General features: G+C 64.8%; 21 protein-coding genes and 1 tRNA gene. 15 read left to right on the forward strand and 7 right to left on the reverse strand.

Annotated elements, in window-relative coordinates; translation table 11 throughout:
• Positions 1-9 precede the first annotated feature (9 nt).
• The 9 genes from N6L26_RS01335 to N6L26_RS01375 all read left to right on the forward strand — a co-directional run bounded on the left by N6L26_RS01335 (position 10) and on the right by N6L26_RS01375 (position 9517).
• Complete coding sequence (locus N6L26_RS01335) at positions 10-984, forward strand: D-alanine--D-alanine ligase (RefSeq protein WP_263606265.1); 975 nt, start codon at positions 10-12, stop codon at positions 982-984.
• Entirely contained in the window at positions 977-1885 is a 909-nt protein-coding gene (locus N6L26_RS01340; RefSeq protein ID WP_263606266.1) for a cell division protein FtsQ/DivIB, read from the forward strand. The genes N6L26_RS01335 and N6L26_RS01340 overlap by 8 nt, the downstream gene beginning before the upstream one ends.
• A complete protein-coding gene (gene ftsA / locus N6L26_RS01345) occupies positions 1885-3171 on the forward strand; it encodes a cell division protein FtsA (RefSeq protein WP_263606267.1) in 1287 nt (428 codons plus the stop codon). The genes N6L26_RS01340 and ftsA overlap by 1 nt, the downstream gene beginning before the upstream one ends.
• Positions 3172-3306: 135 nt before the next feature.
• Complete coding sequence (ftsZ, locus tag N6L26_RS01350; protein ID WP_263606268.1) at positions 3307-5106, forward strand: cell division protein FtsZ; 1800 nt, start codon at positions 3307-3309, stop codon at positions 5104-5106.
• Between the two features lie 49 nt (positions 5107-5155).
• Positions 5156-6772: an SPOR domain-containing protein gene (locus N6L26_RS01355; protein ID WP_263606269.1), complete on the forward strand. Its 1617-nt coding sequence runs from the start codon at positions 5156-5158 to the stop codon at positions 6770-6772.
• 150 nt (positions 6773-6922) lie between these two features.
• Positions 6923-7426: a YbjN domain-containing protein gene (locus N6L26_RS01360; RefSeq protein ID WP_263606270.1), complete on the forward strand. Its 504-nt coding sequence runs from the start codon at positions 6923-6925 to the stop codon at positions 7424-7426.
• Positions 7427-7559: 133 nt separating this feature from the next.
• Positions 7560-8300 (forward strand): Bax inhibitor-1/YccA family protein, encoded by a 741-nt coding sequence (locus tag N6L26_RS01365; protein ID WP_263606271.1) that lies wholly within the window; start codon positions 7560-7562, stop codon positions 8298-8300.
• A gap of 162 nt (positions 8301-8462) precedes the next feature.
• Complete coding sequence (locus tag N6L26_RS01370) at positions 8463-9356, forward strand: hypothetical protein (RefSeq protein ID WP_263606272.1); 894 nt, start codon at positions 8463-8465, stop codon at positions 9354-9356.
• An 85-nt stretch (positions 9357-9441) separates the two neighbouring features.
• Positions 9442-9517, forward strand: a tRNA-Ala gene (locus N6L26_RS01375).
• A gap of 34 nt (positions 9518-9551) precedes the next feature.
• Here the strand turns inward: N6L26_RS01375 and N6L26_RS01380 are convergent.
• On the reverse strand, positions 9552-10430 hold the full coding sequence (locus N6L26_RS01380; protein ID WP_263606273.1) for a hypothetical protein: 879 nt from the start codon (positions 10428-10430) through the stop codon (positions 9552-9554).
• Positions 10417-11739 carry a replication-associated recombination protein A gene (locus N6L26_RS01385; protein WP_263606274.1) on the reverse strand — a complete coding sequence of 441 codons (1323 nt, stop codon included), beginning with the start codon at positions 11737-11739 and terminating at the stop codon, positions 10417-10419. The genes N6L26_RS01380 and N6L26_RS01385 overlap by 14 nt, the downstream gene beginning before the upstream one ends.
• Positions 11740-11880: 141 nt before the next feature.
• On the opposite strand from N6L26_RS01385, the gene N6L26_RS01390 reads away from it, so the two are divergent.
• Both N6L26_RS01390 and N6L26_RS01395 read left to right on the forward strand, forming a co-directional pair.
• Positions 11881-12471, forward strand: coding sequence for a PadR family transcriptional regulator (locus tag N6L26_RS01390; RefSeq protein ID WP_263606275.1), 591 nt, complete (start codon positions 11881-11883; stop codon positions 12469-12471).
• A 73-nt stretch (positions 12472-12544) separates the two neighbouring features.
• On the forward strand, positions 12545-12967 hold the full coding sequence (locus tag N6L26_RS01395; protein ID WP_263606276.1) for a hypothetical protein: 423 nt from the start codon (positions 12545-12547) through the stop codon (positions 12965-12967).
• A 4-nt stretch (positions 12968-12971) separates the two neighbouring features.
• Here the strand turns inward: N6L26_RS01395 and N6L26_RS01400 are convergent, their stop codons facing one another.
• Entirely contained in the window at positions 12972-14144 is a 1173-nt protein-coding gene (locus N6L26_RS01400; protein WP_263606277.1) for a glycosyltransferase family 4 protein, read from the reverse strand.
• A 246-nt stretch (positions 14145-14390) separates the two neighbouring features.
• On the opposite strand from N6L26_RS01400, the gene N6L26_RS01405 reads away from it, so the two are divergent.
• From N6L26_RS01405 to N6L26_RS01415, 3 genes are all read left to right on the forward strand, one after another.
• On the forward strand, positions 14391-15551 hold the full coding sequence (locus N6L26_RS01405; protein WP_263606278.1) for a phosphoserine transaminase: 1161 nt from the start codon (positions 14391-14393) through the stop codon (positions 15549-15551).
• A gap of 91 nt (positions 15552-15642) precedes the next feature.
• Positions 15643-17226, forward strand: coding sequence for a phosphoglycerate dehydrogenase (gene serA, locus N6L26_RS01410; RefSeq protein ID WP_263606279.1), 1584 nt, complete (start codon positions 15643-15645; stop codon positions 17224-17226).
• 28 nt (positions 17227-17254) lie between these two features.
• Positions 17255-18367, forward strand: a complete 1113-nt coding sequence (locus N6L26_RS01415; protein ID WP_263606280.1) for an ATP phosphoribosyltransferase regulatory subunit — start codon at positions 17255-17257, stop codon at positions 18365-18367.
• Here the strand turns inward: N6L26_RS01415 and N6L26_RS01420 are convergent.
• From N6L26_RS01420 to N6L26_RS01435, 4 genes are all read right to left on the reverse strand, one after another.
• Complete coding sequence (locus tag N6L26_RS01420; RefSeq protein ID WP_263606281.1) at positions 18364-18969, reverse strand: glutathione S-transferase; 606 nt, start codon at positions 18967-18969, stop codon at positions 18364-18366. The two genes, N6L26_RS01415 and N6L26_RS01420, sit on opposite strands and share 4 nt — an antisense overlap.
• A complete protein-coding gene (locus N6L26_RS01425) occupies positions 18962-19912 on the reverse strand; it encodes a rhodanese-related sulfurtransferase (RefSeq protein WP_263606282.1) in 951 nt (316 codons plus the stop codon). The genes N6L26_RS01420 and N6L26_RS01425 overlap by 8 nt, the downstream gene beginning before the upstream one ends.
• 47 nt (positions 19913-19959) lie before the next feature.
• Positions 19960-21042: a DUF5694 domain-containing protein gene (locus N6L26_RS01430; RefSeq protein WP_263606283.1), complete on the reverse strand. Its 1083-nt coding sequence runs from the start codon at positions 21040-21042 to the stop codon at positions 19960-19962.
• Between the two features lie 62 nt (positions 21043-21104).
• On the reverse strand, positions 21105-21923 hold the full coding sequence (locus N6L26_RS01435) for an aldo/keto reductase (protein WP_263606284.1): 819 nt from the start codon (positions 21921-21923) through the stop codon (positions 21105-21107).
• Positions 21924-22048: 125 nt separating this feature from the next.
• On the opposite strand from N6L26_RS01435, the gene N6L26_RS01440 reads away from it, so the two are divergent.
• Positions 22049-23338 (forward strand): adenylosuccinate synthase, encoded by a 1290-nt coding sequence (locus N6L26_RS01440; RefSeq protein ID WP_263606285.1) that lies wholly within the window; start codon positions 22049-22051, stop codon positions 23336-23338.
• Positions 23339-23340 lie beyond the last annotated feature (2 nt).

Here is a 23340-nt window from a genome sequence, read left to right on the forward strand (position 1 = left end):
GGACCGACAATGACCGATCTCCCCAAACTGCATATCGTCGTCCTGATGGGCGGCTGGGCCAATGAGCGCCCGGTCTCGCTGATGTCGGGTGAAGGCATCGCCAAAGCGCTGGAAGAGCGCGGACACCGCGTGACGCGGATCGATATGGACCGCCAGGTCGCCGCGCGCATTGCCGAAGCCGCGCCCGATGTCGTGTTCAACGCACTGCATGGCGTCCCGGGCGAAGATGGCACCGTGCAGGGCATGCTCGACCTGATGGGCGTGCCCTATACGCATTCGGGCCTGGCGACCTCGGTGGTGGCGATCGACAAGCAGCTGACCAAGCAGGCGCTGGTGCCTCGCGGCATTCCCATGCCCGGCGGGCGGATCGTGAAAAGCGCGGACCTGCACCAGCGCGATCCGATCCCGCGCCCCTATGTGCTCAAACCGGTCAATGAAGGCAGCTCGGTGGGCGTCGCTATCGTCACCGACGAGGGCAATTACGGCAATCCCATCGCTGGCGATGCCAAGGGGCCGTGGCAGGATTTTGCCGAACTGCTGGCCGAACCCTATATCAAAGGCCGTGAGTTAACCGCGGCAGTGGTCGATTTCGCCGACGGGCCGCGCGCGCTGGCGGTCACCGAACTGAAGCCCAAGAGCGGGTTCTACGATTTCGACGCCAAATATACCGATGGCATGACCGATCATATCTGCCCGGCGGACATTCCGCCGCGGATCGCTGAACTGTGCCTCGAGTATACGCTGACCGCGCATAAGGTGCTCGGGTGCCGCGGGACCAGCCGGACCGATTTCCGCTGGGACGAGGAACAGGGCGAGGACGGGTTGTTCGTGCTCGAAACCAACACCCAGCCGGGGATGACCCCGCTCAGCCTCGTGCCCGAACAGGCCCGACACGCCGGGATTGAATACGCCACGCTGTGCGAGCTGATCGTGGCTGCAGCGCTGCGCGATCACGCCGACCGTTCCGGGGGCGATGATGGCTAAGGTCAAACGCACACCGACGGGCGTGCGCCGGTCAGCAGCCGCGCGCAATCGCAGCCAGAAAGCGCATGCCGCACGCAAGCATACGAGCGGATTGTTCGACCGCGCGATGGCCGCTCTGCCCTTCACCGAGGAGCAGTGGCACAGGTTTTTCCTGTTCGTGATCATCGCGGCGGGGCTGGGTATCGCTTGGACGATCGCGAGCTATGCCGGCGTGCCCGAAATGGCCAAGACGGAACTGGCCAAGTCGGCCTCGCGCTCGGGTTTCGAGGTCAGCCGCGTGCGCGTCTCGGGTGTCGAGCGCATGAACGAACAGCAGGTCTACGAGCGGGTGCTGGCCGAGCAGCACCGCCCGATGCCGCTGGTCGAACTCGATGCCGTGCGTGCGCGCCTGCTCGACCTGCCGTGGGTGGCCGATGCGCGCGTCTCGCGCCAGCTACCCGATACGCTCAAGATCGATATCGTCGAGCGGGTGCCGCATGCGGTGCTGCGCAAACCCGACCGGCTGGTGCTGATCGACCCGCGGGGTAACGAACTCGAACCGATCAGCGCCAAGGATGCGGAAGGCAAATTGCTGATCGAGGGGCCCGGCGCCGCGCGCCAGGTCGAGGAACTTGGCCGGCTGCTCGATGCCGCCCCTGCGCTCAAGCCGCAGATCGCGTCTGCCGAATGGGTTGGCAACCGGCGCTGGAACCTGACCTTCAAGACCGGCCAGTTGCTCGCGCTGCCCGAAGGCGATCTGGGTGCGCCCGCGCTGGTGAAGTTTGCCCAGCTCGACGGGATGCACCGGCTCATCGGGGGCAAGCCCATCGCAATCGACATGCGCGTGCCCGACCGCGCCTACCTGCGCTGCGCGGACGGGCCGTGCCCCAAACAGATGGCGCTTAACGGGAAGGCTGAGTAATGGCGTCGGAGCAGCCGCGCATCACCCGTGTCTTCGGCGCGGTGAACATTGGGTCGTTCCGCGTCTCGGCCATGATCATGGGGCAGGCCGAAGGCGGCGAGATGGTCGTGCTCGGCTCGAGCCACCGCGCCAGCGACGGGATCAAGCGTGGCTATGTCACCGATATGCGCGCGGCCAGCCATGCGATCCGCACCGCGATCGAAAAGGCCGAGGCAAATGCCAATACCTCGATCCAGAGCGTGTGGATCGGCTGCGCCGGCGCGGGCCTCTCGAGCAAGATTTCCAGCGTCGAGATCGCCATCGGCGGACGCCGGATCGAAGAAGATGATATCGAGCATCTGCTCTATGCCGCGCGCGATCACCTGCATCCCGACGGGCGCATGGTGTTGCATGCACAGCCCGCCCATTACACGCTCGACGGGGCGCATGGCGTCGCCAACCCCAAGGGTCTCCATGCCGAGGCACTGGGGGTCGATGTCCATGTCACGCTGGCCGAGGGACCGCCGGTCCGCAATCTGATCGAAGCGGTGCAGACCGCGCATCTCGATGTCGAGGGCGTGGTCGCCAGCCCCTTGGCGGCGGCTTATGCCTGCCTGACCGGCGAGGAACGCGATCTGGGCGTCGCGCTGGTCGAAATCGGCGCGCAGGTGACCAATGTCTCGGTCCATGCGGCGGGCATGCTGCTTGGGCTGAAATCGATCCCGATCGGGTCGAACGACATCACCGATGCGATCGCCTCGTCGCTGGGCATCCGTCGCAGCCAGGCCGAACGGCTCAAATGCGTTTCGGGGTCGGCCATCGCAACACCGACCGACCACCGCGAGATGATCCCCGTCAATGGCCCCGGAGAAGAGCCCGGCGGACGCCTGGCCCGCGGCGCGGACGAGCATAATCGCATCGCCCGCGCCGAACTGGTGTCGATCGTCACCGACCGGCTCGGCATCACCACGGCCGAAGTGGGCAAGGCGCTCAAGGCGATGGGATTCTCCGGTGCGCAGGGCGGGCAAGTTGTGCTCACCGGCGGCGGGGCGGAACTGCACGGGATCGCCGAATTCATGCAGGGCGCGCTCGGCCGCCCGGTGCGGATCGGCAAACCGCCCGTGTTGCAGGGCCTGCCGGAAGCGCATGCCACGCCCGGTTTCGCCACGCTCGCGGGCCTGTGTCTGTACGCGTCGGACGACCCGGTCGACATCCGTTCGGTCGGGCCGCGCTATCAGCCTACCAAGCGTTATCGCGGCATGGGTCTGATCAACCGTGTCTTACTCGCGGTGCGCGAGTATTTCTGAGGGTTGAACCACCGTGCAAACACGCCTTTAGGCCTTGTGGATAAGGCAATCATGACTTCGATGTGCGATTCGCTTTGTGCCAAAGTTGTGACATAAAGCCAGCAAACGACTTTTCGAATACCCAGGGGACTCTTGATGAGTATCAATATCGGACCGGCATCAGACGACGATCTTCGTCCCAAGATCATGGTCGTCGGCGTCGGCGGTGCGGGCGGCAACGCCATCGCCAACATGATGCAGGCAGAGATCGAAGGCGTCGACTTCATCGTCGCCAACACCGACGCCCAGGCGCTGAGTACGTCGCCTTCCGAAAAACGCATCCAGCTCGGCCCCGACATTACCGGCGGGCTCGGCGCCGGCGCGCGCCCCGAAGTGGGCAAGGCCGCGGCCGAGGAAACGGTTGAGGAAATCGAAGATTCGCTCGACGGGGTGAACATGGTGTTCATCGCCGCGGGCATGGGCGGCGGTACCGGCACGGGCGCGGCCCCCGTTATTGCCGAAGCGGCGCGCAAGCGCGGCGTGCTGACCGTCGGCGTGGTGACCAAGCCGTTCCTGTTCGAAGGCACGCGCCGCATGCGCGCCGCCGAGGCGGGCATCGACGAACTGCAGAAGCACGTCGATACGCTGATCGTCATCCCCAACCAGAACCTGTTCCTGGTCGCCAAGGCGGAAACGACCTTCAAGGAAGCCTTCATGCTGGCGGACGAGGTCCTCCAGCAGGGCGTGCGTTCGATCACCGACCTGATGGTCATGCCCGGCCTGATCAATCTCGACTTTGCCGACGTCCGCTCGGTGATGAGCGAGATGGGCAAGGCAATGATGGGCACGGGCGAGGGCGAAGGCGACAATCGCGCACTCGAAGCCGCTGAACGCGCCATCGCCAACCCACTGCTCGACGGCGTGTCGATGGCCGGCGCCAAGGGCGTGATCATCTCGATCATCGGCGGCGAGGACATGAAGCTGCTCGAAGTCGACGAAGCCGCGAACCACATCCGCGAATTGGTCGACGAAGACGCGAACATCATCTGGGGTTCGGCTTTCAATCCCGACCTCGACGGCAAGATCCGCGTGTCGGTGGTCGCCACCGGGATCGAGCCCGAGGGTTCGGTCGCGGCAGCACCTGCGCGGGCTTTCTCGATGCGTGAAAGCAGCGCGCCGCGGCGCCCGGTGCTCGACCTGCCGAGCGAAAATGTGGCCGAGGAAGAGCCGTTCGAACTCAACGAAGGCCTCTCGGCCGATCCCGAACCCGAACAGCCGTCCTACCGGTCGCAGCCCGCTCCCGAGCCGGAATACGACCCCGAGCCTGTCACGCCCGATGCGGATGCGTTCGACCTCACCGACGAAGCCGAGGAAGAGGATGTCGGTCAGGGCTTCGGTCTGTCGCCGGCAACTGCGGGGTCCTTCGACGAGGACGACGAGGAAGGCTTCAACGATGTCGAAGGCATCGTCGATCCGCTTGCGGGCATGCGCAACGAACATACCGAACGCTTTGACTGCGACGATGACGACGGCGTCCCGGCGCCTGCCGATGACCGCGAATTTGGCGGCACGCCGACGAAGGATGGTTGGAACGAAGACCGTCCCCCGCTCGACCTGTCGGGCGAAATGCGCGAATCCGACGGCGGATCGCAGGACGAATTCGAGCTCGGCGACGACCAGCGCGGCGCAGAAAGCCCGCTCGCGACCAAGCCGGGGCGCAAGCAACCGCTGTTCCCGGGCGAAGGCGCTGCCGATGAACAGCCTGCGCGGAGCGGTTCCAGCGGTGGGGCGGGCTCCGGCTCGCTGCCCGGGAATACGCTGTTCGAACGGATGGCCAATCTCTCGCGCGGAGCCAGCAATCCCGAAGGCGCGGATGACGAGGACGAAGACGATGATGGCGGCAGCAGCGGCGGCCTCAACATCCCGCGCTTCCTCGGGCGCCAAAACAACCAGTAGATAAGGCCGCGTCAGCGCGGGTTAACGCCCGCGCGGCGAGGGACAGGACATGATTTCGACCGGGCGACTTGCTGCTGCCGTGGCGTTGCTGGCTTTCGCAGCGCAGGCCGAGCGTGTCTCCGCCCAGCGCGAGATCGTGCAGCCATTACCCGCCGAAGGCGAGCGCAGGCTGGGGGACGCGCTGTCGCGGCTGGCGCGCAATTCGCTGGATGTCACCGCGCTGCTCGACGCGGGCGAAGCGACACTCGAACTCAATGATATCGACGCGGCAATCGGCTTTTTCGGCCGCGCCAACGAGCTGTCGCCAGGCAATTCGCGCAGCAAGGTGGGACTGGCCAAGGCCTACACCCGCTCGCGCCGCCCGGTAGAGGCGCTGCGCCTGTTCGCCGAGGCCGAGCAGGCGGGTGTCGCCAATGCACGCATGGCCGAGGATCGCGGGCTGGCCTTCGACCTCGTCGGCGATTCCGCCAGCGCGCAGCAATTGTACCGGCTCGCGCTGGCGAATGGGGCCGGTCCCGAAGCGACCCGTCGCCTCGCCTTGAGCCTGGCCATTTCGGGTGATCGGGATGGCTTCGAAGGCGCCTTGCTTCCCTTGCTGGAACAGCGCGATGTCGCCGCTTTCCGCACCCGCGCTTTCGGCCTGGCGATCCTGGGTGACGCGCGCGAAGCGAAGGACATCGCCAATACCATGCTCCCCGCGGGGATCGGCGGACGCATGGCAGCCTATTTCGAATATATGCCCCGGCTGACCAAGGCGCAGCAGGCGGCAGCGGGCAATTTGGGCGTCTTCCCGCGCACCGCCAGCATCGGCACAGACGATGCCGGGATTGCCGGGTATGCGGGCGATGCGGTGCAGATAGCCCGTGCCGGGCCGCCGCCTGTGCGGCAGGCTTCCGCACCTCCGCCTGCAGCCGCGGATCCGCGCAATCGCCAGGCCCGCCGTCGTCCCGATATGACGGGCAGCAAGGCTACAAGCGGGGAGACGAGCGCCATCGCGTCGGCTGCTGCAGTGGCACCCGCAGCACCACCCGATGTGCCGTCGTCTCCTCCGGCCGCGTTAACGATCCCTACGCCGAGCCCTGCACCTTCGCTGGCGACGACGCTTACCGAACCAGATTCCGCGCCGCAGCCCGACACTGCACCGGTCGTCATAGCGCGCGCAGACCCGCCGCCATCCATTCCGATGGGAACGACAGCCCCGCCACCGCCACCGCCACCGCCGCCGCCCGCGCCTATCCAACCGGAGCCCGAGCCGCAGCCCGCATCGGTCGCGGATGCCTTCGATGGTTTCACGCTTGCGCCCGGCACGCCGACGCCATCGGCCAGCGGTGCGGTGGATATCACGCGCATCGCCATCCCGCGCGAGCGTGAAGAACCCAAGCCGCCGCCGCCGCCCGCCCATCCGGCACGCCACTGGGTGCAGGTGGCGACCGGCAAGGATGTTTCGGCGCTCAAGTTCGACTGGCGGCGCATTGCGCGCAAGGCGGAGGGCAAGCTCGATGGCAGGGGGCCGTTCGTCACTCCCTGGGTCGAGGCCAACCGCTTGCTTTCGGGACCCTATGACAGCGCCGCCAAGGCGCGCGAAATGGTCAAGGAACTCAAGGAATTGGGCGTCGACTGTTTCACCTTCACCAGCGCCGAGGGCGAGGCGATCGAAAAGCTGTGAACCCGCGCAAAAGTTAACGCGCGCGGCCGTTTTGTTCACAAGCTTTGCACAACCCTTAACGGTTCTCCCCAGCGTCGAGCCGTGCTTCCATTGCCAAGCGACCCTGCGTTTCTGCATCCAGCAAGTCATGACGCGCATGGGACAGCTCCGATGAGACCATCAGAAGATCGCTACGAGGTCGAAGAAGACGCTGCGCCGCTCGACCTGCTGGTTGCGCTGTTCGAAGCGCGTGGCTGGCCGTGCGAATCGACCGCGACCGAAATGAGCGGCGAGATCCAGGGTAGCTGGACCAAGTATCAACTGCGCGGCATCTGGCGTCCGGAAGACATGGTGCTGCAGATCCTGTGCCTGCCCGATACCCGTATTGCCAAGGACAAGCGGACCCCCGCGTACGAACTTGTCAGCATGATCAACGAACAAATGTGGCTTGGGCATTTCGAGATCTGGTCGAATGGCGGCGTCCTGCTCTATCGCAATGCCACGATGCTGGGCGATGACGGGATGCTCAGTCTGGGCCAGGCGCAGGCGCTGGTCGAAATCGCGGTCGACGAATGCGATCGCTTCTACCCGGCGTTCCAGTTCGTGCTGTGGGGCGGGCGCACCCCGAGCGAAGCGCTCGAGGCCGCGATGGTGGATGCCGTCGGCGAGGCCTGAGCCGCTGTCCCGATCGGTTAAATCGCGTTAGTCTTACAAATTCCGGTTTCGCTTGAAATCGACGCGTAAAATGCCGATATTCTCAACCAAGAGCGGTGCGTATTTCCGCACTGCCAAGAGGAGTTGCATACAGATGGCCGATTGGAACGACACCAACCAGAGGCAGGGCTTCGGCTCGGTGCCGCGCGCTGGCGACGCTGTGGCCAGGCAGGAAACCTTCGATGCGGGCCTGCGTGCCCATATGCTCAAGATCTACAATTACATGGCTTCGGGCGTGTTGCTGACCGGTCTGGTCGCGCTGCTCACCGCCCGCAGCGGGCTGGCGCTGACGTTTGCCAGCGGTCCGCTGATGTGGATCGTCGCGCTTGCGCCGCTCGCTTTCGTTTTCGCGATGAGCTTCGGCGTGAACAAGTTCAGCCAGGCGACGCTGCAGCTGATGTTCTGGGCGTTCGCCACCGTCATGGGGCTGTCGCTCTCGACGATCTTCCTCGTCTATACGGGCGAAAGCATCGCTGCGACGTTCTTTGCTACTGCGGGTGCCTTCGCCGGTCTCAGCCTGTTCGGCTATACCACGAAGAAAGACCTGTCGGGCATGGGTACCTTCCTGGTGATGGGCGTGATTGGCCTGCTGATCGCGATGGTCATCAACATGTTCCTGCAGTCGAGCACGCTGGCATTGGCCGTCAGCTTCATCGGCGTGCTGATCTTCGCAGGCCTCACCGCCTACGATACGCAGCGCCTCAAGCGCGAATATCAGTACCTGCGCGGTACCGAATTCGCCGGCAAGGCCGTGATCATGGGCGCGCTGAGCCTGTATCTCGACTTCATCAATATGTTCCTGTTCCTGCTGCGCTTCATGGGCAGCCGCGAGTAAACCACTCGTCGCACACAGGAATCATTTTAACGTGCCCGGGGCGTAACCAGCGCCTCGGGCATTTTCTTTGTATGGGGCGAGCGCTAGGAAGCGCGTCTTCATCCTCTGTCAAGGGACGGCGACGCAGGATGAATGCCAGATTTATCGAGGAGTGCACGCGCCATGAGTCGCGGTTCTAACATCACCATTCGCATGACAGCCGCGGCTGCCGGGTTCGCCGCTCTGGGGGCCTGCGCTACGCCGCCTCCGCCGCCACCGCCACCGCCGCCGGCGGTCGAAGCGGTGCCGTATCGCCCATTGCCGCCGGGGCAGGCATCCTATGCGATGGCCATTCCGCCGGTAAATTCGCTGGGCCTGCGCGAAACGGTCAACCTCGGCATTTCGGACGATGAGAAGGTCTGGCACTTCCGCTCGGCCTGGAACGTCGCCGCGCTCAACTGCCTCGACCCGCAATACCAGCCGATCCTCGATGCCTACAGCAGCTACATCAAGGATCACGCCCGCCCGCTGAAGCAGGTGAACGACCGCATCGATGCCGATTACCGGCAGGAATACGGCAAGGGCCGGCCCGCGATCATGGCGCGCGAGAGCCAGATGACGATGGTCTACAACTACTTCGCGTTGCCGCCTGCACGGTCGGACTTCTGCCGCACCGCGCTGGGCATCTCGCAACAATATCTGGCTTCGGAGACTGTCGACCCGACCGGCTTCGCGCTGACCAATTTCTCGGCGCTCGAAGGGCCGTTCGAGCGGTTCTTTGTTGCCTATGAGCAGTATCAGAACGAATCCTCCGCCTGGGATGCCCGCTATGGTGAGCGGTATGGGGATTCGCAGCCGGGCTATATCGCCGTCCAGAACGCGCGCGCGTTCCAGACGCCGCAGCCGGGTGCCGATCCCGCATCGCTGAGCGCGACCCCGCTGCAGGAAACCAAGGTGGTCGACCCCGACACCGGGGCGCAGATTCCGATCGTGCCGGTCGACGAAACGCGCTCTTCGGTGCCAGTCGTGCAGCCGATCCCCAACAGCGAGGACGGTGAAGGCACCTCGCAAAACTAAGCAGATTGGTGCTTTTCAGGCGCGCCGCCATTCGCTAGGTGGCGCGCCGTGCATCACGCTTGGCGGTGTGCCGCAAACCTGGAACGGGGCCGTAGCTCAGTTGGGAGAGCGCGTCGTTCGCAATGACGAGGTCAGCGGTTCGATCCCGCTCGGCTCCACCAGGACGCCTTCCGCCATCCGATAGTATCGCCGCCGCTAGCGCGCGCCGAAGGTCCAGCCTTCGGTCCGCGCGATTCCCGGGGTCAGGCCAGCGGGCGACCACCGAGCACCATCCTGCGCGACGTGACGCAGCCACGCAGCAGTGAGCAGGGCATCGGAGGAATGGTCATCGATCGGCCCGTGGCCGCCTACGCCCGGGCTGCCCAGATGGGCCAGCGCGGCGTTCAGGTCTTCATGGCTGCGCATCTTGGCTTTCGAGGCGCTTCTCCCCCCTTCCAGCGCGGCGAGGCTGGTGTAGATTTCGACCAGTGCCGAGCCGCGCGCTGGCAGCGGGTCGATCGGCCATACCGGCAATCGCCCGCGTAGCTGGTGCAGCACCCGCATCCCCGTCAGGCTCGATTTGCCCACCTGCGCCGCCCCGACGAGATTGAAGTTCGAATAGGGTTTGCAGCCCATCTCCGCCTGTGCCTGTTCGGTCACCCGGAAACGCCCGCGTCCATGCGCGGCGCCATCGCAGCCGAAATGCACGCCGGTATCGCTGCCGTTGCGAAAGTATGGCGCGAATTCGGGATGATCGACGAAGCTCTGCGCGCCCAGATGGGGATCGCCAGCGCAGATATCGTCGATCAGCGCCCAGAGCGACCGGGCATCGGGCAGCAGCACGTCGCGCCCGGGAAAATAGGCGCCGCAATCGGCGAAGGGCAGCGCGATGCCGAGGTCCATTCCGACCAGCGTGTCATTGGGCAGGTCCTCGCGAAGTAGTGCGAGCACATCGACGCGCGACCAGCCGCGCCCGCGTTTGACCAGCACTGGCGGGCCGCCAGCCGCATCGGCCAGCGCCAGCGCTATGCCCTTCTGCACCGGGCCCTTAGCGCCGGACCAGTCGATTGCGAGGAAGTGGCTAAACCTGCCCACGCTCGCGCCGCAGCTTGTCCCAATAGTCGAGCCGCTTCTTCACTTCGCGTTCGAACCCGCGTTCGACCGGCTGGTAATAGCTCTGCGGCTCCATCTCCTCGGGCCAGTAATCGTCGCCCGAAAAGCCCTCTTCCGCGTCGTGATCGTAGCTGTAGCCGGACCCGTAGCCGATATCCTTCATCAGCTTGGTCGGCGCGTTGAGGATGTTCTGCGGGGGCATGAGGCTGCCGGTTTCGCGCGCGTTCTTGAACGAGGTTTTCTGTGCCTTGTAGACGGCGTTCGATTTGGGCGCGGTGGCGAGGTAGACGCAGGCCTGCACCAGCGCGAGTTCGCCTTCGGGCGAGCCGAGGAATTCGAACGCGTCTTTCGCCGCCATGCATTGGACCAGCGCCTGCGGGTCGGCCATACCGATGTCTTCCACCGCCATCCGGATCAGGCGCCGCGCGAGGAAGCGCGGTTCCTCGCCCGCGGTAAGCATGCGCGCGAAGTAATAGAGGCTGGCCTGGACGTCGCTCCCGCGCACCGCTTTGTGCAGCGCGGAGATGAGGTTGTAATGCCCCTCGCGGTCCTTGTCATAGACCGCGACGCGCCGCTGGAGAAACCGTCCCAGCGCGGCCGGGTCGAGCGGCTCGGTGATTTGCGCGTTGTAGAGCGTTTCCGCTTGGTTGAGCAGGAACCGCCCGTCGCCATCGGCGCTGGCCACCAACGCATCGCGCGCTTCGGGCGTCAGGGGGAGGGGGCCCTCCAGCGTCTCGCCCCGGTCGAGCAACTGACCCAGCGCTTCATGGTCGAGACGCTGGAGAATCAACACTTGCGCGCGGCTGAGCAGCGCCGCGTTGAGTGCGAAACTGGGGTTTTCGGTCGTCGCGCCGACCAGGGTCACCGTGCCGCGTTCGACAAAGGGCAGGAAGCCATCCTGCTGCGCCCGGTTGAAGCGGTGGATCTCGTCCACGAACAGCAGCGTGCGCTGGCCGGCTTGCGCGGCCTTGTCGGCAGCGGCGAAGGCCTTCTTGAGATCGGCGACACCGCTGAACACCGCGCTGACGCTTTCGAAGCGCATGCCCACGCTGTCGGCAAGCAGCCGCGCGATGGTGGTCTTGCCCGTGCCGGGCGGTCCCCACAGGATCATGCTGGAAAGACGGCCGGCGGCCACCATGCGTCCGATCGCGCCTTCGGGCCCGGTCAGATGGTCCTGGCCGATCACCTCGTCGAGGGTTGCAGGGCGCAGCCGGTCGGCCAGCGGCGCATCTTCGCGCAGGGTCTCGGGTGCAGCTGCCTGGGGCAGGTCGTCGGGAAACAGATCGGCCATTGGTCGGCTGACATAGGGTGTTCGCCGAGGATTTGCAGTGCCCTCTTGTAGAACTGACCTAAAGATATATCTTAGAGCTATCGAAGATACTGCAAGGATATGATTATGCATAAGGCACACAAATGGCGCAGGATGCGCCGAATGGGCGGTTGGCCCTTCGTGGCAGCGATGATGGCGGATGCCGATTGCCGCGATGGCTATGGCGCATCGGCCAAGTTCGGCGGACCCGGCTGGACGTTCGATTTCGGCCAACGCGGGGGTGGTCGCCGCCGTCGCCGCATGTTCGGGTCTGGCGAGCTGCGCCTCGTCCTGCTCAAGCTGCTCGCCGACGAGCCGCGTCACGGCTACGAACTGATCAAGGCCATCGAGGAACTGACCGAAGGCTCCTATGCGCCGAGCCCCGGGACGATTTACCCCACGCTCGCGCTGCTCGAAGATGAAGGCGCGATCGCGCAGGCTGCAGGCGACGAAACCCGCAAGGCCTATGAAGCCACCACCGCTGGCCTGACCGAGCTGGAAGAACGCGCCGACGAGGTCGCCGCGCTGTTCGACCGCCTGTCGGGCCATGGCGAGCATCGCCGCGCCTATGCCACGCCGGAAATGTTCCGTGCCGTCGGCAACCTCGCCAATGTGCTCAAGAACCGTGCCCGCTCGGGCAAGCTCGACGAAGAGACCGTGCAGGAAATCGTCGATCTGGTCGACGATTTGGCGAAGAAGATCGAACGGCTTTGACCCCGACCCATTTGATGATCCGCGGGAGAAGCGTTAGTCTTCGCCCGCGGATCTCATTTGGGGAGAGAGTTCGATGGAACAGGCAATCAAAACGCCGTGGCATTTATGGGTCGTGGGCATTGCGACGCTGCTGTTCAACGCGATCGGTTGTTACAGCTATACGATGACGCAAACGGGGAGTCTGGCCGATCTTGGCATGACCCCCGACCAGATCGCCTATTTCGACGGCTTTCCCGCCTGGGCCGATGCTGCATGGGCACTGGGGGTATGGGGCGCCTTTAGCGGCTCGGTCCTGTTGCTCCTGCGCCGCAAATGGGCGTTTGCCGCTTTCGTGGTGGCGACCATCGGGCTGATCGCAACCACCTATTTCGAACTGGTCGTGTCCCAAATCCCCGACAGCCTCCAGAACCCTGCGCTGATGGCGGCGATCTGGATATCGACGCTGTTCTCGTTGTGGTATTCGCGCCGGATGAGCGCGGCAGGCGTTCTGCGCTGAGCGCCTAGCGCGCCGCCGTGCGTGCTTCGAGCAATCGCAGATAGGTATCGACCACGGCCTGGTTGATCATATCCCACGAATAGGCGCGCGCCGCCCGCTCGCCATTGGCGCCGTGGGTGAGCCGCAGCGCATCGTCCATGCAATAGGGCGCCAGCGCATCGGCGCAGGCCGGGGCGAACACATCGGGCAGGCCCGGCGCGACCAGCCGCCCGGTCTCGCCTTCCTTGACCAGGCTCGCAGCGCCCGTTGCGCCTGCGGCCACCACCGGCAGCCCGCAGGCCATCGCCTCCAAAGTGACATTGCCGAAGGTTTCGGTAATCGACGGATTGAAGAAGATGTCGCCGCTGGCAAGCGCTTGCCCAAGCTCCTTACCGGTCTTGAACCCGGCGAAGATGCCGCCGGGCAGCGCTTTTTCGAACCAGCCGCGCGCCGGACCGTCGCCGATCACCAGCACCTTGTGCGGCACCTGCCGCTTGCGCAATTGCACGATGGTTTCGGCAAAGACGTCGAGGCCCTTTTCCATCACCAACCGGCCGAGGAAGACAATCGCCACATCGTCATCGGCAAGCCCGTGCGCATGGCGCCATTCGAGATCGCGCTTGGATGGATCGAAGACTGTGCGGTCCACGCCGCGCGACCAGATCGAGATGTCGTCATGCATCTCTTGCGCCTTCAATTCGGCGATCTGGCTTTCCGATGGCGCGACCAGGGCATCGCAACGGCGATAGAAGCGCCGCAGAATGCCCTCGACCGCAGGCTCGAGGAAACCGAGCCCATAATAGCGCGGATAAGTCTCGAACCGCGTGTGGACCGATGCGAGCACCGGCAAGTCGCGCTCGCGCGCCCATTTGAGCGCGCCGTGTGCCACCGGATCGGGCGAGGACAGATGCAGCATATTGGGTGCGAATTCCGCCAGATCCGCGCGCACCTTGGCGTCGATCCGCAGTGGCAGGCGATACTCGCCGCGGCCTTTTACCGGCATGCGGGCATTGGGCACATCGACCAGATCTCCCGTCGGCGGGAAGTCGGGTTCGGCCACTACCGGCGCATAGACCCGCAATGCGGCGCCCTGGCGCAGCAGATAGTCCGCCAGCCGGTTGAGCGCCTGGTTGGCCCCGTCGCGGGTATAATTGTAGTTCCCGCTGAAAAGCGCGATGCGGAGATCGGTCACATCCATTGCGCGCGGCTTTAGGGAAGTTGTCCGATGCCGTCCATCCGCTCCATCGGCCGTGCCTACGATGCTGGAAAGACGCACAAAACGCACCGCCGATCACCGCCAGCGTTACGATGGCGCCGGTCGTGTCGCAAAGCCGCTTCACCGATGCATAGCTATTTCGCATTGACTTGCTGCGGCGCAACATTAGTGCGGTCGACGGGCCACGCGGTCCCAACGCCGCGCGAGCTCTCTGCAAGGAGAGAATACATGACTGCCGAACCTACGCTCAAACCCGAGCGCCCTTTCTTTTCGTCCGGACCGACCGCCAAACGCAAAGGCTGGTCTGCCGCCAATCTCAAAACCGAATCGCTCGGCCGCTCGCATCGCAGCGCGCTCGGCAAGTCGCGGCTGAAACATGCCATCGACCTGTCGAAGGAAATGCTCGGCGTGCCCGAGGATTATCTCGTTGGCATCATGCCGGCATCGGATACCGGCGCGCTCGAATGCGCAATGTGGACCATGCTGCGCCCCGATCGCCCGGCGACCGTCGCGGCATGGGAAAGCTTCGGCAATGTCTGGATCCAGGACGCGGTCAAGCAGCTCAAGCTGCCGCAGCTGACCGTCATGAATGCCGATTACGGCGAAATCCCCGATCTTGCGAGCATCCCGCAGGCCAATGATGTCGTCTTCACCTGGAACGGCACCACTTCGGGCGCCAAGATTCCCAACACCGACTGGCTGGCGCCGGGCCGTGAAGGCGTGACGATCAACGATGCCACCAGCGCCGTCTTCGCAATGGAGATGGACTGGGCCAAGCTCGATGCCACGACCTACAGCTGGCAGAAGGTGATGGGCAGCGAAGCCCAGCACGGCATGCTGGTCCTCAGCCCCAAGGCGGTGCAGCGGATCGAGGAATACGATCCCGAATGGCCGCTGCCCAAGCTCTTCCGCCTCAAGAAGGGCGGCAAGATCAACACCGGCATTTTCGAAGGCGCGACGATCAATACGCCGTCGCTTCTGGCGACCGAGGACTATATCGACGCGCTCGAATGGGCGCAGGCGATGGGTGGGCGCAAGGCGATGTTCGAACGCGCCGATGCCAATGCGAAGATCGTGCTCGACTGGATCGAAGCGACGCCCTGGCTCCGCAACATGGTCGCCGACCCGGCCAAGCGGACCAATACCGGCGTGTGCTTCGTCTTCCAGGGTGACTGGTACGACAACCTGCCCGCTGACGAGAAGGCTGCAGTGCCCAAGAAGATCGTCAAGCTGCTGGAAGATCGCGACGTCGGTTACGACTTCAACGGCTATCGCGACGCCCCGCCGTCCTTGCGCATCTGGTGCGGCGGCACGGTCGAGCAGGAAGACCTCAAGCGTCTCCTGCCGTGGATCGAGTGGGCCTACGAGCAGGTCAAATCCGCGAGCTAATCCGTCATCCCCGCACAGGCGGGGATCCAGATAACGTCAGTATATGAGCGACAGGCGGGATGGACTCCCGCCTCCGCGGGAGTGACGAAAAATGACCAAGCCCAAAGTCCTTATCTCGGACAAGATGGACCCGAACGCCGCACGCATTTTCGAAGAGCGCGGCTGCGATGTCGACGTGAAGCCGGGCATGACGCCCGACGAACTCAAGGCGGTGATTGGCCAGTACGATGGCCTCGCCATCCGCAGCGCGACCAAGGTCACGCCCGAAATCCTCGATGCCGCCGACAACCTCAAGGTGATCGGCCGCGCCGGTATCGGCGTCGACAATGTCGATATCCCGCATGCCAGCGGCAAGGGCGTGGTGGTGATGAACACGCCGTTCGGCAATTCGATCACCACTGCGGAACACGCCATCGCGATGATGTTCGCGCTGGCCCGGCAGATCCCCGCTGCAAATGTGCGTACGCAGGCAGGCGAATGGCCCAAGAACGACTTCATGGGCGTCGAAGTAACCGGCAAGACGCTCGGCCTGATCGGGGCGGGCAATATCGGCTCGATCGTCGCCAGCCGTGCGCTTGGGCTGCGGATGAAAGTGCTTGCCTACGATCCCTTCCTCACCGCGGATCGCGCGGTCGAGATGGGTGTCGAAAAGGCCGATCTCGATACGCTGCTTGGCAAGGCGGATTTCATCACGCTGCACACGCCGCTGACAGATGAAACACGCAACATCCTCTCGGCAGAAAATCTCGCCAAGACCAAGCGGGGCGTGCGGATCGTCAATTGCGCGCGCGGCGGGCTGATCGACGAAGCGGCACTGGCCGACGCGCTTGACAGCGGACAGGTCGCGGGCGCCGCGCTCGACGTGTTTCAGAGCGAACCGGCCAAGGACAGCCCGCTGTTCGGCAAGCCCAATTTCATCTGCACGCCGCACCTTGGCGCCAGCACCACCGAAGCGCAGGTCAATGTCGCGCTGCAGGTGGCCGAGCAGATGGCCGATTATCTGGTCAATGGCGGCGTCACCAATGCGCTCAACATGCCCAGCCTCAGCGCGGAAGAAGCGCCCAAGCTTAAACCCTATATGGGCCTTGCCGAAAACCTCGGTAGCCTCGTCGGGCAGCTGGCGCATGGCAATCTGACCAAGATCAGCATCGAGCGCGAAGGCGCCGCGGCCGATCTGTCCGGCAAGCCGATCGAAGGCGCAGTGCTCGCCGGGCTGATGCGCTGCTATTCGGACACGGTGAACATGGTCAATGCGCCCTATCTGGCCAAGGAACGCGGGCTCGACGTGCGCTCGATCCGGCATGAAAAGGAAGGCGCCTACAACACGCTTATCCGCGTGACGGTGGGGACCGAACAGGGCGACCGTTCGGTCGCGGGCACGCTGTTCGGGGCCGATGCCCCGCGGCTGGTCGAACTGTTCGGCGTGCGTATCGAAGCCGAACTCGAAGGGCACATGCTCTATATCGTCAACGAGGATGCGCCCGGCTTCATCGGCCGGATCGGTTCGCTGCTGGGCGAGGCGGGTATCAATATCGGCACCTTCCATCTCGGCCGCCGCCAGGCCGGAGGCGAAGCCACCGTGCTGCTCAGCGTCGATGCGCCGATCCCGCCCGAAGTGGTCGAGCAGGCCTGCGCGCTGGAAGGCGTCAAGGTCGTGATGCCGCTGGCATTCTGACAGGCGATAGGGCAGGGGGCGCGGCGCGATGACCAATCAAGACGACCTCCTGCCCGTCGGCCTCGAAGACGCGCTCCCGGCCCGCGCCCGCGCGATCACCACCGCCAAGCGCGCAATGCTCGATGCGATGGACAGCCATGGTTACGACCGCGTGCGTCCGCCGCTCGTCGAATTCGAACACTCGCTGGCAGGCCGGATGGACGGTGTTGCGACGCGCCGCATGGTGCGCTTCACCGACCCCGACAGCCTGCGCACGCTGGCCCTGCGCAGCGACATGACCGTTCAGGTGGGGCGTATTGCCGCCACCGGCATGGCGGCTGCGCCGCGCCCGCTGCGCCTGTGTTATGCGGGCGATATCGCACTGCTCAGCGCGGACCAGCTCGATCCGGCACGACAGCGATTGCAAGTGGGGGCCGAACTGATCGGCACCGACAGTGTTGCTGCTGCCAGCGAAATGGTCTCGGTCGCGATCGCGGCGCTCAAGGCAGCGGGGGTAGCCAATATCTCGGTCGATTTCACGCTGCCCGACCTGGTCGATACTCTAGCCGAGGACACGCTGCCGCTCGATGCCGAGCGCCGCGCCGCGGTTCGCCGCGAGCTCGACACCAAGGATGCCGGCGGGCTGCGCGATGCAGGCGGCGAGGCCTATCTCCCGCTGTTGTATGCGACCGGCCCGTTCGACCAGGCGATCGACACGCTGGCGGCAATCGATGTGGACGGCGCGCTGGGCAGCCGGATCACCGGCCTGCGCGAAATTGCCGCGACGATCGGCGACCGCGCGCGGGTCACGCTCGACCCGACCGAACGGCACGGCTTCGAATATCAGAGCTGGTTCGGCTTCACGCTCTATGGCGAAGGCGCGCGCGGCGCGCTGGGCCGCGGGGGGACCTATACGATCAAGGGCAGCGGCGAGCCCGCGACCGGCTTCTCGCTCTATATGGACCCGCTGCTCGATGCCTTGGGCGGACCCGAGGCCGATGAGCGCGAGATCCTGTTCCTGCCGCTGGGCCACGACCGCGATGTCGGCGCGCGCCTGCGGGCGATCGGCTGGCGGACCGTGGCAGCGGTGTCGGCCAGCGATGATGCACGCGCGCTCGGCTGCTCGCATGTGCTCGACGGGACCGAGCCCAAACCGCTCTAGGCAGCCACCCACTGTGGGTGCTTGGCCATGATCCCGGTGAAAAGATCGGACTCGATGAGGCCGGAAAGCCATGCCTGCAGATGCGGTAGCGGCTGTCCATCGAACCAGTCGCGATCCGCATTGGCGAACTGGCGAATGAAGGGGAAGATCGCGATATCGGCAAAGCCGCGCGTGTCGCCGCACAGATAGGCCGACTGCGCCAATCGCTCGTCGAGATCGCGCAGGATCGTCAGCGCCGCGTCGCGATGGTCCGCCGGGTCCACATCGTCATAGCGGGTGGCGTACTTGTAGCGGTCGAGATGGTGCTTGAAGGCCCCGTCATTGGTCTCGACCAGCGCCGTGTCGGTACGGTCCAGCCAGCCTTCTGGATCGTTGCGCGCTAGCGCCCAGCGCATGATGTCGCGGCTTTCCTCGATCACCTCGCCCGTCTCGGTTACCAACACCGGAACGGTCCCCTTGGGCGACACCGCCAGCATTTGCGGCGGCTTGTCGCGCAACACCACCTCGCGATGCTCGTAATCCGCCCCGCTCACGCTCAGCGCCATGCGCGCGCGCATCGCATAGGGGCAGCGGCGGAAACTATAGAGGATCGGCTCAGCCATCGGTGTCGATGTCTTCCCTGCGCCCGATATGCTCCTTGCCCCGTGCCTTTGCGAGCGCCGCCTGGCGGTTCCGCTCGGCATAGCGCGCGCGCTGTTCGTCGGTACGCTCACCGTGGCACCGGGGGCAGGATACGCCCTCGATGAAGTGTTCATGCGCCATGTCCGATGCGCTCAGCGGGCGGCGACAGGCGCGGCATAGCCCATGCGTCCCTTCGACAAGGCCGTGCCCTACGCTGACACGCTCGTCGAAGACGAAGCATTCGCCGCGCCACAGGCTTTCCTGTTCGGGCACGTGCTCGAGATAGTTCAGTATCCCGCCCTTGAGGTGATAGACCTCGTCCACCCCCTCCGCGCGCGCGAAGGCGGTCGATTTCTCGCAGCGGATTCCGCCGGTGCAGAACATGGCAATCCTGGGCGTGCGGCCCTCGGCTTCCAACTTGGCCCGTTTGGCGCGAAACCATTCTGGGAATTCGCCAAAGCTGGTGGTTTGCGGATCGATTGCGCCCGCAAAGGTGCCGATCTGCACTTCGTAATCATTGCGCGTGTCGATCACGATCGTGTCGGGGTCGGAGATCAGCGCGTTCCAGTCCTCGGGCGCGACATAGGTGCCGACGCCTGCAAGCGGGTCGAGATCGGGTTGCCCCATGGTAACGATCTCGCGCTTGAGGCGGACCTTGGTGCGGTGGAACGGCAGGGTCGCCGCGCGCGATTCCTTCACCTCGATCGCGCCGCAACCGGGCAGGGCGCGGATATGTTCGATCACCGCCGCGACGCCTTCGTCGCTTCCGGCAATGGTCCCGTTGATCCCTTCCTTCGCCAGCAACAGCGTGCCACGCACCTCGTTGCTCTCACACGCGGCCAGCAGGGGCGCACGCAGCGCGGATGGGTCTTCAAACCGCGCGAACTGGTAGAGCGCGGCGATACGGATGGGGGGTAGCGACATAATGGCGCCCCGTTAGCAGGGCTTGGCCGCCGAGGCACCCCCGCCGATCAGTCGGCCTTCAAAACCACATCGGTATCGACCACAACGACATCGCTCGTCATGCGCAGATAGCGTTCGTAGTAGGGCTTGTGCGAAACGCCGACGATCGCGAGCACGCGGCGCTCGTCGCCGATCACCTGGCGCAGGTTCGCGACCATGCGCAGATTGCGGGTCTCCCAATACGCGAGATATTTGCGGCCATTATTGCCCGGCAGCGTCGATCCTGCGGCCGCACCGAAATCGCCCGCCATTGCCAGTCGAGCCGGTTCGTCGGCATTATGGCGCCGATACCATTCGAGTACCGATAGCGTGCCATCTTCGAGTTCGTTCTGCCATTCCTGATAGGCGGCCAGCCGCTTGGCAGTGGCGGGATTGTCCCAAATCTGGCGGAGGTGTTTGCCGAAGGATTCCTCGTCGATCGGCTGCCCGGCAATGTCGCCGGTGTGATCGTCCACCGGATAGACCCGTTCATGGCCGAGGCGGGCCGCCAGCCGTGCGGCGATCAGGCTGGATTCGCTCATGCGCGCCATTCGCTTTGCCAAGGTCTGGACAAGCTGGTCGGAAAGCGCGCCGCCTGCATGTCGTTCGGCTTCGGGTAGCCTGAGCCATTGGACCAGCGCCGAATTCGGATCGCTCATGGCCAGGAACAGCGCGCCCAGCTGGCGGCGCTGCGATGCCGGGCGGTCGGGGGCGGCCTCGGCCAGCAGTTCGCCGATCTCGCGGTGCGCCTGCGCCGCGCCGATGCCCAGCGCTTCACGCGCCGGTGTGGGATCGGGGCAATAGGTCTCCGCCGTGCCATCATAGGCATGCTCATAGGCGCGCAGGAAATCGCATTGCGGCCCATCGAGGCTCTCGATCGCGATTGCATCGGGCTGCCAGCCCTCGAGCCGGTCGAGCAGCGGGTTGAGCCGCTTCGTGTCGAAATTCTCGGGGAGCGAACTGAGGTGCGCGCTGCCCAGCACCAGCACTTCGCTCAGTTCGCCCCGATCCCGCGCAGCCTGATCGACGGTGGATACCGGATCGTTCGCCTCGCTTGCGATGGGCGCCGAGGGCGTCGTCGCGGCGAGCAGGGCAGCAAGAAAAATGGACATGACACTCTCCCGAAAACTCCACGGGAGGTGTCATGTCCATATAATACAGTCAAGCACGGCAGTTAGCCTTCGAAATCGCCCGGATCGGGTCCGATGCGTCCTTCGGAATCGTCGAGCGCGTCGATGCGGCTCATCTGGTCGTCGGACAGTTCAAACTTGAGCGCGGCGAAATTGGCTTCGATGTGGTCGCGGCTCGATGCCTTGGGGATGGGGCACAGCCCGTGCTGCAGGTGCCAGCACAGGATCACCGCGCTCGCAGGCTGGCCGGTTTCGCCCGCAATCGCCTCGATCGTGTCATTCTCGATGCCCGCACCCTGGCCCAGCGGCGACCAGCACTGCGTGACGATGCCGAGTTCGTCGTGCAGCTTGCGCAATTCGCGCTGCTGGAAGGTCGGGTGCAGTTCGATCTGGTTGAGCGCGGGAGTCACACCGGTCTCGTCGATGATCCGGCGCAGGTCCTGCTCGCGGAAGTTCGACACGCCGATCGACTTCGCCTTGCCTTCGTCGCGCAGTTCGATGAACGCTTTCCAGGTATCCACGAACAGGTCCTTGTCGGGGCAGGGCCAGTGGATCAGCAGCATATCGACATGGTCGCGGCCCAGCCGTTCGAGGGATTTGTCCGCCGCCTTCTTGGTGCGGTCGAAGCCCTGACTGTCGTTCCAGATCTTGGTCTGCAGGAAGATGTCCGACCAGTCGCCAACGCCTTTGCCGACACCGCCCTCGTTCTGGTAGATCGCGGCGGTGTCGATGAGCCAGTAGCCCACGTCTATAGCGGTTTTGACCGCAGCAGGTGCGTCGTCTTCGTCGATCTTGTAAGTGCCAAAGCCCAGCTGCGGCAGTTGGCGGTCGTCATTGAGCGCGAGGGTGGGGTAATCGGTCATAGAATCTCCTTTGCCCTACCAATGGATGTGCGCCCTCATGTTTCCGGCAAAGCGCCTTGCCCCGTGCCCTAGATAAGCCTAACGCCCGCGGCGTTTGATTTCCTTACATTTGCGAGAACTATCGAATGGCCAACGTCACCGTGATCGGCGCCCAATGGGGCGATGAGGGCAAGGGCAAGATCGTCGACTGGCTGGCCAGCCGCGCCGATGCCGTGGTGCGCTTCCAGGGCGGGCACAATGCCGGCCATACGCTGGTTATCGACGGCACCACCTACAAGCTCTCGCTGCTGCCCAGCGGCATCGTCTCGGGCACGCTCAGCGTGATCGGCAATGGCGTGGTGCTCGACCCCTGGGCGCTCAAGGCCGAGATCGAGAAGCTGGAAGCGCAGGGCGTCACCATCAGCGACGATAACCTTGCGGTGGCCGACAATTGTCCGCTGATCCTGCCGATCCACCGCGATCTCGACGGGCTGCGCGAAGCGGCCGCGGGATCGGGCAAGATCGGCACCACCGGACGCGGTATCGGCCCGGCTTACGAGGACAAGGTCGGCCGCCGCGCGATCCGCGTGTGCGACCTGGCGCATCTCGACCATCTCGAACCGCAGCTCGACCGGCTGTGCGCGCATCATGACGCGCTGCGCGCCGGGTTCGACCAGGACCCGGTCGATCGTGAGCAATTGCTCGCCGAACTGCGTGAGATCGCGCCCTTCGTGCTCAAATATGCGCAGCCGGTGTGGAAACGGTTGAAGAAGGTCCGCAAGGCCGGCGCCAAGATCCTGTTCGAAGGCGCGCAGGGCGTCCTGCTCGATATCGACCACGGGACCTATCCCTTCGTCACCAGCTCGAACACGGTCAGCGGCACGGCTGCGGCGGGCAGCGGGCTGGGGCCCAATGCCACCGGCTTCGTGCTTGGCATCGTCAAGGCCTACACCACCCGCGTCGGCAGCGGTCCCTTCCCGACCGAGCTCGATGACGAGGTGGGCAAAGGCATTGGCGAGCGCGGCCATGAATTCGGCACGGTCACCGGGCGCCAGCGCCGCGTCGGCTGGTTCGATGCCGTGCTGGTGCGCCAGACCTGCGCGATCAGCGGCGTGACCGGGATCGCGCTGACCAAGATCGACGTGCTCGACGGGCTCGACGAAGTGAAGATCTGCACCGGCTATCGCCTCCATGGCAAGATCATGGACTATTTCCCGAGCCACGCCGCCGACCAGGCCGCGGTCGAACCGATTTACGAAAGCATGGAAGGCTGGCACGAATCGACCGCCGGGGCACGCAGCTATGCCGATCTGCCCGCCAATGCAGTGAAGTATATCCAGCGCGTGCAGGAACTGATCGAAACGCCGGTGGCGCTGGTGTCGACCAGTCCCGAGCGCGACGACACGATCCTGATGCGCGATCCGTTTATGGATTGATG

The sequence above is a fragment of the Qipengyuania sp. SS22 genome (assembly GCF_025736935.1).
Taxonomy (GTDB): Bacteria; Pseudomonadota; Alphaproteobacteria; order Sphingomonadales; family Sphingomonadaceae; genus Qipengyuania.